The organism is Tepidiphilus baoligensis, from assembly GCF_012911495.1.
Taxonomy (GTDB): domain Bacteria; phylum Pseudomonadota; class Gammaproteobacteria; order Burkholderiales; family Rhodocyclaceae; genus Tepidiphilus; species Tepidiphilus olei.
On record NZ_JAAAUB010000027.1, the window covers coordinates 1 to 9,488 of the forward strand.

5 protein-coding genes and 1 pseudogene are annotated in these 9,488 nt (G+C 61.7%); all 6 read left to right on the forward strand.

The window, feature by feature from the left end:
* Positions 1-287: pseudogene (locus tag GV368_RS10690) on the forward strand (type II toxin-antitoxin system antitoxin DNA ADP-ribosyl glycohydrolase DarG); the annotation flags it as partial.
* Positions 288-300: 13 nt separating this feature from the next.
* Positions 301-3,261 carry an anti-phage-associated DUF1156 domain-containing protein gene (locus GV368_RS10695; protein WP_169116512.1) on the forward strand — a complete coding sequence of 987 codons (2,961 nt, stop codon included), beginning with the start codon at positions 301-303 and terminating at the stop codon, positions 3,259-3,261.
* Positions 3,262-3,273: 12 nt separating this feature from the next.
* Complete coding sequence (locus GV368_RS10700; protein ID WP_169116513.1) at positions 3,274-3,690, forward strand: SAM-dependent methyltransferase; 417 nt, start codon at positions 3,274-3,276, stop codon at positions 3,688-3,690.
* Positions 3,687-5,006, forward strand: a complete 1,320-nt coding sequence (locus tag GV368_RS10705) for a KGGVGR-motif variant AAA ATPase (RefSeq protein WP_169116514.1) — start codon at positions 3,687-3,689, stop codon at positions 5,004-5,006. Before GV368_RS10700 ends, GV368_RS10705 begins: the two co-directional genes overlap by 4 nt.
* A gap of 11 nt (positions 5,007-5,017) precedes the next feature.
* Positions 5,018-6,418 (forward strand): hypothetical protein, encoded by a 1,401-nt coding sequence (locus GV368_RS10710; RefSeq protein ID WP_169116515.1) that lies wholly within the window; start codon positions 5,018-5,020, stop codon positions 6,416-6,418.
* Positions 6,419-6,427: 9 nt separating this feature from the next.
* Complete coding sequence (locus GV368_RS10715; protein WP_169116516.1) at positions 6,428-9,163, forward strand: phospholipase D-like domain-containing anti-phage protein; 2,736 nt, start codon at positions 6,428-6,430, stop codon at positions 9,161-9,163.
* The last annotated feature ends 325 nt before the right edge of the window (positions 9,164-9,488 follow it).

A 9,488-nucleotide genomic window follows, 5' to 3' on the forward strand; every position in this document is an offset into this window, starting at 1 on the left:
CAGGCGCCATCCAGGAGGCATCCGCCTTCCTCGACCAACATGCCGACAGCCGTGAACGCTTCGAGCGTGTCACCCGCCTCGTCGAGGGCTTCGAGTCACCCTATGGCCTCGAGCTGCTCTCGACCGTGCATTGGGTCATGACGCACGAGGGGGTCAGCCAGCTCCACGACGTGGCTGCCCGCATCCACGCCTGGAACCCGCGCAAGCGCCAGTTCACGCTCCGACAGATCGCCATTGCCGCCGACAGACTGACCGCCCAAGGTTGGGTTCCGGCGCTGACCGCTTGAAGAACACTTCGCCATGCATGCACAGACAAGAACAATCCTGACCCCACTGGCGCTGAAAGATGTGCCGGCCCTGATCGAGACGGTCTTTCCGGCGCAGAAGGTGTCCTTCGAGGCGCAGACCGAACGCAAGGCGGTGGCGGCGCAGACCCTGACGGGTCTGGGCTCCTACTGGAAGGGCAGGAAACCCTTGATCCTGGTGCGCGCCATCGTGCTTGGCAGCCTCTTGCCCCCCACCAATGACCCAGAGGCCGATCTAGCGGTGTTCGAAGCGCTGATGGCCTTCGACGACGAGGGGCTGGCGCGGCGGGCGCTGGCCGCGAATGCCTTCTCGGCGGCCAAGTTGCAGGAGTTGATTCCCATCTCCGACCCGGAACGCTATTTCGGCGCGCGCGGCTGGCGGCGCGACGTCACCGAAGCCGACAAACTCGAACTCTACCGCCGCGCTTTGGCCACCTTGCCAAGCTACGAAGCCAAGGCCGCCCTTTGCAAGCGCCCCGAAGAAGTGGATCAAGACTGGCTCTACGCACCCGTGTGGCCCCAGGTCAACCGCCACTACGCGCATTTGGGGCTGAATGCACATTCGTTCCCGGAGCTCATCGAGCAATTGGGCATCCTGCGCTATGGCCACCGCCCGCGCGTGGGCGACACCTTCAGCGGTGGCGGATCCATCCCCTTCGAAGCAGCACGCATCGGGTGCGATGCCTATGCCTCTGATCTCAACCCCATCGCCTGCATGCTCACCTGGGGCGCGCTCAATGTCATCGGTGCCCCGGGCGACCGGCGCGCCGCCCTGGAGTCCGCGCAGCAGCGGGTGTTTGCCGAGGTGGATGCCGAGATCACGCGGTTAGGCATCGAACACGACGAACACGGCAACCGCGCCAAGGCCTACCTCTACTGCCTGGAGGCGCGCTGCCCGGAAACCGGCTGGCGGGTGCCGCTCGCCCCCAGTTGGGTGATCTCCCCCAAGCAAGGCGCCATCGCCAAGCTGGTGCCGAACCCTGCCCTGAAGCGTTTTGACATCCAAGTCATTACAGGCGCTTCTGCGAAGGCGATGGCCGCCGCCGAGACCGGTACGGTGCAGGATGGCGACATGGTCTATCAGCTCGATGGCAAGACCTACCGCACCCCGATCAAGACCTTGCGTGGCGACTATCGGCTACCCGATGGCACGACGGGCAACCGTTTGCGCCGGTGGGACAAGGACGAGTTCCGGCCGAGACCCGATGACATCTTCCAGGAGCGGCTGTACTGCATCCAATGGATCAAGAAGGAAACGATCGAGGCCGCCGCAAGGCAGGAGACCTTCTTTGCCGCGCCCACCGAGGCGGACCTGGAACGCGAGCGCCAGGTGGAAGCGATCGTCGCCGCCAACCTTGCCCGCTGGCAGGACGAAGGCCTGGTGCCGGACATGGCCATCGAGCCGGGTTACAACACCGACCAGCCTATTCGTGAGCGCGGCTGGACGCATTGGCATCACCTTTTTCACCCGAGACAACTCGTGCTACTGGCGACCACTTCAAGGGTCATCCGCGCATGCGAAGACGCTGCGTTAGGAGGGCTTGTCTTCGCGAAGATGCTCAACTTCAACGCAAAGCTTTGTCAGTGGCTACCAAGCCAAGGAGGGGGGCTCGGCTCGACAAAACATGTTTTCTACAACCAAGCCTTCAACACCTTTTTCAACTTCGGAGTAAGGAGCGCAGCATGGCTAGCTTCCTACGGGATTGAGCCAGGAATCGCTTCTGTATCTGGCTCGCCGCTGGCCGTCAATTCCACTACCGCTAGCGATGTCGTATCGAATTGTGAGTTATGGGTGACAGATCCACCCTACGCCGACGCCGTCAACTACCACGAGATCACCGAGTTCTTCATCGCCTGGCTGCGCAAGAACCCGCCCAAGCCCTTTGACGAATGGGTCTGGGACTCGCGCCGCGCGCTGGCGATCAAGGGCGCGGGTGAAGAGTTCCGGCGCGGCATGGTGGCCGCCTACCAGGCCATGGCCGAGCACATGCCCGACAACGGAATGCAGTGCGTCATGTTCACCCACCAGGACACCGGCGTCTGGGGCGACTTGATCGGCATCTTCTGGGCGGCGGGCCTGCAAGTGGTGGCCGCTTGGTACATCGCCACCGAGACCACGTCGGAGCTCAAAAAAGGCGGCTACGTCCAGGGCACGGTGATCCTAATGCTGAAGAAGCGCCCGCCCGGCGAGCGCACCGGCTTCAAGCAGCGGCTGCTGCCTGCCGTGCGGCAGGAGGTGGCGCGGCAGATCGAGACCATGATGCACCTGAACGAACAGGTGTCCGCGCACCACGGCGAGCCGGTGTGGAGCGATGCCGACTTGCAGATGGCCGGCTACGCGGCGGCACTCAAGGTGCTCACCGCCTACACCCACATCGGTGGCGAGGATGTGACCACCTTCGCCCTGCGCCCACGTGCCCGCGGGGAAGTGACCGTGGTGGATGAGATCGTGCAACAGGCGGCCGAGACGGCATCCAGCCTGCTGGTTCCCGAAGGGCTGTCCCCCGACACGTGGGCCAAACTCACCGGCATCGAACGCTTCGTGCTGCGCATGCTGGACATGGAGACGACCGGCGCTCAGAAGCTCGACAACTATCAGAACTTCGCCAAGGCCTTCCGGGTGGCGGACTACACTCGCGTGATGGGCGACATGCGGCCCAATCACGCGCGGCTCAAGCGCGTGACTGAGTTTTCCCCCCGCGATTTGACCGAATCCACGGAGATCGGCGCCACGCGCTTGGGGCGCATCTTCATCGCCTTGCAGCAACTGCTCAAGGACACTGGGCCGCAGGTCATCGTCGATCAGTTGCGCAGCGAGATGGCGGACTTTCTGGAAGCGCGTCCCTTGCTTGTGGAAATACTGGTCTTCCTTTCGCGCAAGGCACCCGAACCCGAGGTGCGCACTGCCGCCGAAGTACTGGGCGCGCGCTTGAAGAATCTGCGTTTTGGCGAGTGAGGGAAACGAGAGATGCAGGCCGATTTTCTGGATGCGCACGAACGACATTGGGACGATGCCGAACGACTGTATCAGGCCGGGCGCTGGGCAAATGCGGACCACCTTTACGGACTGGCCGCCGAGTGCGGACTGAAGCGCTTGATGCTCGCCTTCGGCATGCCTTTCGACACGGCCAAGGATCGGCCCAGCAACAGCGTGGATCGAGTTCACGCCGACGGCATCTGGGCGCGCTTCGAGGCCTACCGCTGCGGCCACTATCAGGGTGCGGGCTATGCCTTGCCCGCCGTCAACGCATTCGGCGATTGGCATGTTTCACAACGCTATGCCCATCAATCCCAGTTCGAGCAAGCGCGGGCACAGAGGCACCAAAGCGGAGCAGCAAGCGTGCACGGGCTGATCAATAAAGCGCAGCGGCAGGGGTTGATATGACCACCTTTGACCATATCCTGCCGGCCGCGTCTGACATCATCGACGCGCACCGCGAGGACGTTCAGTCGCTCGAGTGGCTGGTGATCAACCGCGACCTCAATGGTCGGGTGCGGTTCATTGCGCCGGAATCGGTCGCGCGCCAGGACTCCATGCGGACGACCATCGAGACGATTTACCGCGAGCTGGCCGCGCGGATCGCGCCGCATGCTTACCCCGTCGAGTCGGGGATTTTGTATGAGGAAAACCGCGACGTAGTTTACAGGGGCGCGGCCAGATACCCGATGGAAGACTTCGACAGGGTCGAATTCGTTGATCGGCTGGCCACGGAAAGCAACTGGGCCAGCATCACCCCGGAAACAGAAGGTGCGCCACGGGTCGTGTTCTTTTCCATCAAGGGCGGTGTGGGGCGCTCGACCGCCCTGGCTGCCACGGCTTGGAAGCTAGCGCAACTGGGCAAACGGGTACTTGTGCTCGATCTGGACCTGGAATCTCCGGGCTTGTCTACTAGCCTTTTGCCGCCCGAGCGGCAGCCAACCTATGGCATCACTGACTGGCTGGTGGAAGACCTGGTAAACAACGGCGATACCGTGCTGGAGAGCATGATCGCCACCAGCGAGTTGTCGCGGGATGGCCAGATCTATGTCATACCGGCTCACGGCGCGGATGCGGGCGAGTACATCGCCAAGCTGGGACGGGTGTGGATGCCGAAGGTCAGCAGTGATGGCGAGCATGAGCCTTGGTCGGTTCGGCTTACGCGACTGATGAACGACTTGGAGACGCGCATCCGACCCGACATCGTGTTGATCGATTCGCGCGCCGGAATCGACGAGGTAGCATCCAGTTGCGTGACCGATTTGGGCGCCAACCTGATCTTGCTGTTTGCGCTGGATGGCACCCAGACGTGGAACGGGTACCGGATTCTGTTCGAGCACTGGCGCCGCGCTGGCGTTGCCAGCGAGATCAGGGAAAGGCTACAGGTCGTCGCCGCCCTGGTTCCCGAGCTTGCACCTTCGGATTACTTGGCCGACCTGCGCGAGCACGCCTACGATCTTTTTCTCGAAACCTTGTATGACGAAGTGAGCTCCGAGGAAACCGGGGCATGGAGTTTCGATCTGGGCAGCGAGGATGCGCCGCACCAACCGTGGGCAGTGCGCTGGCATCGGGGGTTTGCAGCGCTGCGTACCTTGCACGGACGTCTGACGGACATCGATGATGATGAAATCCGGCTCGTCTTTGGCAACCTGATCGGTCGCGTCGTGCACTATGTGCAGTGGGGTGATGGCTATCCGCAGGTAATCGACGGAGGGATATTTTGAACAATGAATCCATGATCCCAAAGGCCTCCGATCTACGTGCTGCGATTCTCGCCGCCCAGCTGGAAACGAGCAATTTCGGTGAGACACCCGATGCAGCGACGCTCTACGTACCCCCTTCCCACCTGAAAGCGTTGCGTTTGGATGCTCAAGTCATCGTAGGGGGGCGTGGTGTCGGCAAGTCATTCTGGACATCTGTTTTGCAGTCCGATGCGTTGCGCGGCCTGTTGGAAACGGCTGCGTCCGATCTGGCCGGCGTTACGGTGCGTCTGGGCTTTGGCGAAAAAGAAAACATCGACGCCTACCCTAATGCCGATGTCTTTTCTCGATTCATCGATCAAGGTGACGACCCGTACGATCTTTGGCGTGCCGTGATCCTGCGCTGGGTAGCGGAAAAGTCGGAACTAACCCTTCCGAGCGAAAGCTGGTCAGCGACGGTGGCCTGGCTGAAAGACAAGCCTGAAGAGGCGGCGAAACTGATGCAGCGGCGGGGCGACTGGCGGGGGCTGATCGTCTTCGATGCGCTCGATCGTACTAGCTATGTATGGCAGCGCATGGATGAGATCGTGCGTGGGTTGCTGCGTGCCGTGCTGTGGCTCAAGCCCTTTCAGGGGCTCCATGCCAAGGTCTTCCTTCGCGAAGATCAGGCTGAGCGTACCGTTTTCAATTTTCCCGATGCCTCCAAGCTGACCGCGACCAAGGCCGAACTGACCTGGGCGCGGCACGACCTGCATGGGTTGCTCTGGCAGCGCTTGATCAACGCGCCTGGCACCCATGGGAAGCACATGCGCCGGATCTGTCCGCACGTCGAACGATCTGGTTTCTGGCGAGTGGCCGATGAGATGAAGATCGAATCCTCAGCACAACGCAAAGCCTTCGAGTGCTTGGCCGGGCCGTGGATGGGACGCGACCGACGGCGCGGCGTACCCTACACATGGTCTGTGAGCCATCTGGCTGACGGGCAGGGGCGCACCTCACCCCGCTCGTTTCTGGCGGCTATCCGGCAGGCTGCAGAGGATTCTGCCCAACGTTATCCTGAGCATGAATATGCGCTGCACTACGAAAGCATCAAACGCGGCATTCAAAAGGCATCTGCGATCCGCGTGCAGGAAATGGCCGAGGATTACCCATGGGTGCCTGTCATACTGTCCGAACTGAAAGGGTTGAATGTTCCTGTCGAGTTCGAAGTCATCCGCGCGAAATGGGCTGACAAGTATCCCGATGGCCCGCAGAGCATCCCCTCTGATCGCCTACCGGCACAGCATTCGGCTCGTGGATGGGAGGGGATACGGGAAGATCTTCAACGCCTTGGGCTGATCGAAACCAAAAGGGATGGCCGCATCGATATGCCCGACTTGTATCGCGTTGGCTTCGGCCTTGGGCGCAAAGGCGGGGTCAAACCGACGAGGTCATAAGCTCGACTCATGCCTATCCGTCGTTTCTCTTCGCGCACGTACCGGCTGGATGCTAGTTTCCTGATGCAGCATCTGACCGGCGCAAGGAGCTATAAGCGCATCGCGGGCTACTTCACCAGCTCCTTGTTCGAGGTGGCGGGCGAAGCGCTGGAGCAGATTCCCGAGGTCAAGATCGTCTGCAACGTGGACATCCACCCAGATGACTTGAAGGTGGCGCAACTGCGCGAAAGCAAGATGCTGGGCCGCTGGAACGAGCGCGGCCTGGAAGCCGAGGCGCTCTTGAACCGCGAACGCTACCGGCGGCTGGATACATTCCTCCAGAAGCATGGACAGGCGGTGCGGGTCGCACCCGACGACATTTGCGGTTTCGTCCACGGCAAGGCGGGTGTGATCACGCTGCGTGACGGCCGCAAACTGGGTTTCATCGGATCGATGAACGAGACAAAGAGCGGCTGGCGGCATCACTATGAAATCCTGTGGGAGGACGAGTCCCCCGAGGGGGTCGCCTGGATCGAGGCAGAGTTCGACTTCCTCTGGAACGCCGCCAAACCGCTACCTCAGGCCGTGATCCGCGAGGTGCATCGCCGTGGCTATCGCCGCGAAGTGGTGTTCGACGAGATCGATGGAGACGAGAATCTTGCGCCGGCTGCACTGATCGAGTCCCCGCTGTACCGCGAGGGGCAGCAGTTACAGCCGTGGCAGCAAGGATTTCTGACCGAATGCCTGCGCCACTACAGGCTCTATGGCGTAGTGCGGCTGCTGCTGGCCGATGAGGTGGGTTTGGGCAAGACGCTGTCGCTCGCTACCGCAGCGCTTACGCTGTGTCTGCTCTCTGATCGTGACAGCGGGCCAAGACGCCCGGTCGTGATCTTTGCGCCGGCTACACTCATCGAGCAATGGCAGACCGAGATGCAGGACAAGCTCGGCATCCCGACGGCACGCTGGGATACAGTGCGCAAGGTGTGGCTGGATGCGGACGAGCGCGCCATTTCTCCGGCGGGCCGCGAGCAGATTGCACGCTGTCCGCTTCGCATCGGCATCGTGTCCACGGGCCTCATGATGCGCGACTCGTTGGAGAAGCAGTACCTGCTAGGCTTGAAGTTCGGCGTGGTGATCCTGGACGAAGCCCACAAGGCGCGCACGCGCCAGGGCTTCGGCAGGGACGCCGGAACGCCGAACGAACTACTGGCATTCATGCGCGAAGTCGCTACCCGGTCGGACCATGTGTTGCTGGGCACGGCGACGCCCATCCAAACTGATCCGAGAGACCTCTGGGACCTGTTGGGTATCCTGCACCAAGGCCAAGGGCATTTTGTCTTGGGGCATGACCTGGCGGCATGGCATCGGCCCGATGAAGTGCTGGAAATCTTGGCCGGTCGCCAAGAGGTACTGGACCCCAGCCATGCATGGGAGTTGTTGCGCTCTCCGCTGCCGCGCGTCGAGTCCACCAGCGAGCCACGTGCCCGTAAGCTGTTCTCGGCCATCCGGCAAGACTTGGGTCTGCACAATGGCGACTGGCAGACCAACCGGACACTCGCCGACTTGACGGAGGAAACGCGGGAGATTCTCGAAGAAGAACTGGAGCGTCGCATATCGGGTGCCACGCTCTTCCAGCGCGAGAACCCTCTGGTACGCCATGTCGTACTGCGCAAGCGCCAGCAACTTGAAGATGCGGGACTGCTTGCCCGCGTTGGCGTGGACATCCATCCCAACCGCGACAAGGTCACGGAGCAGCGCGCCTTCGACGTGTTGTTCGAAGGCAAAGCGCTGCGCACCTCGGAGGACTTCCGCCAGGCTTATGGCGAAGCACGCGCTTTCGGCAAGGCCCTGGCCAGGCGCGGCAAGGGCAGCGGATTCATGAAGAACCTGATGGAGCAGCGCATCTGCTCCAGCATCTATGCGGGCTTGGCCACCGCGCAGCGCTTGTTGCGAGGCGAATCCGTGCATGAAGAAGACGAAGAGCAAGAAGCCGACCTCAAGGTCGAGACGGGTGAGGAACGCGAGGTGCTGCAACGCCTGATCGCTCGTCTGGAACGACTAGATGCTGACCCGAAGATGGAGGCCGTCATCCACTTCCTCGACAAGGAGAAGTGGCTGGAATTGGGTGTCATCATCTTCAGCCAGTACTACGACACCGCGAAGTGGCTGGCCGACTCGCTGGCGGCCCGTTATCCAGACGAGGCGGTCGGCCTATACGCGGGCGCGGGCCGCAGCCGCCTGTATCAGCGCAGCGACAGCGTGGCCGTCGAACGGGAGACACTCAAGCGTATGGTGGCCGAGCACCAGATTCGCGTCATGGTGGCCACCGACGCCGCATGCGAAGGCTTGAACCTGCAAACGCTCGGCACACTGATCAATGTCGATCTGCCGTGGAACCCGACGCGACTTGAACAGCGCATCGGCCGCATCAAACGCTTCGGGCAGCGCCGCGAAACCGTAGACATGCTGAACCTCGTGTTCGAGCAGACCGTGGACGAAAAGATCTATGAGCGCTTGTCGGAGCGCATGAAGAACCGCTACGACCTCTTCGGGTCGCTGCCAGACACTATCAAGGACGAGTGGATCGATGACATTGAAACGCTCGGCGAGCGGCTGGATGAATACATCAACGCACAGAAGACCGCGACAGGCTTCGACCTGCGCTACACCGGCACGATGATGCCGCCGGAGAAGGACTGGCGCGAATTTACAGAAGTGCTCTCGCGACGGGAACTTGCCACGCTGATGAGCACTGCGTGGAGCTGAGCGAAGCGTCTAGTCACGTGGGCCACTCACAATCATCGCAGGCGGATGGTGTAAAGAACGGAGCGCATCTTGATTCTAGCGAAGGGCTACCTGTCGCCCGGTACGTCGAAACGTCCTGGGTTGCGGGCGTTGGCCCAGAACGGTTCAATGCGCCGGCTCTTCCCTGTGCCGTTTCGGATAATCGAGGACGGCCGGCAAGAAGTGGCAGTAGATTGACGTGCCCGTCGAAAATGCCGCCCAAAATCATCGACCTTACCACCACCCCTTTCAAGGTCTTGCAGCTTGAGCTTGTTGGAGCACCCGTGCGGTAGAGACATGAGCGTGG